This is a genomic window from Agrobacterium sp. K11, from assembly GCF_059429395.1.
Map to the genome: position 1 here is coordinate 1 of NZ_JCAHRB010000037.1, position 2,250 is coordinate 2,250.

Below are 2,250 nucleotides of genomic sequence, written 5' to 3' on the forward strand. Positions count from 1 at the left end.
GTGGAGTAAGAAGCGCAGAAGCACTTCTCCTCCCCGAACCGTACGTGCACCTTTCAGCGCATACGGCTCTCTATTCAAGCTTGGCCCATGGCCATAGCAACGTCATGGTAGTGTGACGTGACGGTGCTGCGGCTCTCAATCCGGCAGATGTATGGATTCTCCTCCGGATTGCGCCACCGGAATTGCGCCTTGGGGCTTGAGACAAGCCGGTGTAGCGCTTTTCCGACGGGTTCACCGCGTTCATTGCGACCAAACACGAGCCAGGTTTTCGCCTTGCCCGGTTCCGGGACCCTGAACCATTTCCGCATCAATGGTTTGATGCGGGATCGGTACTTGTGTCCCAGCCAATGCGCCATTTTCCAGAACACGACATGGTCGATGCGCCGGAAGACGTACGCCGTGAAGTCGGTGAACTTGTAGAACGCCGCCCATCCCACCAATTGGCGGTTTAGGCCGGCGATCATGTCGACCGTGCTGACACTATGATTGCCGGAAAGGGTTCCGGTGAGCTTGCGAACAAACCCCTTGGCCTTTTCCTTGGGTATCGTCGTGACGATGGACATCCGTCCATGCGCTCCTCGCTTGCGGATGATCCGGTGCCCCAGAAAGACGAAGCCGTCGTCGACGTGGGTGACATGGGTCTTTTCCATGTTCAGCGTCAACTTCAGCTCGCATTCCAGAAACGCCCGGCATTCCTCGCGGATTTCCTCTGCCTGAGCTCTGGTTCCTTTTACGATCACGACAAAGTCGTCAGCGTATCGGCAATAGGCAACAGCCGGTTTCCATTGCCGGTTCTCGCGAACTGTGATGGGACGGCCCTGCTGGATGCCGAAGTTCCATGCCCAGCGATCCTTGCGGGCCTTATTGTTCAGGTATTTCGCCTCCAGCCAGATATCAAACTCGTGGAGCATGATGTTGGACAGGAGCGGTGACAGAACGCCACCTTGCGGAACACCCTCGCTTGAGGCCGTAAACAGGCCACGGTCGATGTGGCCTGCTTTCAAGAACCGGTAGAGAAGATCGACGAACCGTCCGTCCTGCACACGTCGCCGCACGCATCTCAGAAGCAGCCGATGATGGACCGTATCGAAGTAGCTGGCCAGATCACCTTCGATGATCCAGCGGCCCTTCGTTCCACCTCCATCCTGTAACTGTATCCTCACGGTGCGGACGGCATGATGCACGCTGCGTTCCGGTCGGAAGCCATAGGATAAACGATGGAAATCGCTTTCCCAGATTGGCTCCATGGCCATCAGCATGGCGCGTTGGACGATGCGATCCGTCAGGGTCGGAATACCCAGTGGTCGTAGCTTGCCGTTCGATTTCGGGATATAGATGCGCTTGACCGGCTGGGGGCGATAGCTCTCCTCCAGCAGGCTTGTCCGCAGGTCGTCCAGATGCTGATCCAGTTTGCCCTGCAGTCGTTGCTTATCCATTCCGTCGATACCCGGCGTTCGTGCGCCGCTTGACGCAAGAACCATCCGAGCGGCCTCGGCAAGCCATTCCCGGTTGGCAATCAGCCGAAGAAGCCGATCAAACCTTCGGTTTGGATCGCTCTCGGCCCATGTTGCGAGCTTGTGCTGCATTTCGCTGATTATCAAAGGTCTTCACCTCGTTTGGTCAGATAGTTTGCACTTCAAGCAGTTTGAACTGTTCCCCTTCGCCATGTGGCAGGCTTTCCCTGCCGCGGACTACTACGAGAACTCCGCCAACATGATGGACATCAGGGTCAACTCCCTTGAGACGCAATACTTTCGTTGTCATTCCATCATGCCTTCCCTCGTTCATATGCTGGACGTCAGCGTATTGGTGGGGCTGCCGGTCGCAGTCTTTTCCCTTGCGTTCCGCAAGTCGATGCCGATGTCATGGTCTGGCTGCATTCTCTCCATGACCCCATGCGGGCGACCTACATATACGCCCGTATTCGGATGCCGCCGACTTACGTGTCCGGCAGCTTCATCAGCATTCCACCTGTTAAGCCGTGTAGGCGGAGGCGACATTTCAGCCCTCAGATGCGGGTTAACCGGTTCGTGTTCCTCAACCTTCCAATACTTCAGCCTCGGGAACCATCTTGGCGTAACGGCTTCGCCTCAATCCCCTTTACCTGCGGGCTACGTCACCCTGCCAGTTGACGGCAGGTCACCGCCGCTTGGGCTCATGCCCCCTCGCAGCAGGGGGCAGGCAAGTCTTCACATCCTCCTTTCTCTTTGCATTCCAGTCATATGCCTCCCCGTTTGGGGCGAGGCGCAC

The 2,250-nt window shown here is 57.1% G+C and carries 1 protein-coding gene; it reads right to left on the bottom strand.

Annotated features, from left to right (window positions below; genetic code table 11):
• Window positions 1-74 precede the first annotated feature (74 nt).
• The gene (gene ltrA / locus AC5SEO_RS26810) at window positions 75-1,601 is read right to left on the bottom strand and encodes a group II intron reverse transcriptase/maturase (protein ID WP_495364203.1); all 1,527 of its coding nucleotides are present in this window, start codon (window positions 1,599-1,601) and stop codon (window positions 75-77) included.
• Window positions 1,602-2,250: the final 649 nt, after the last annotated feature.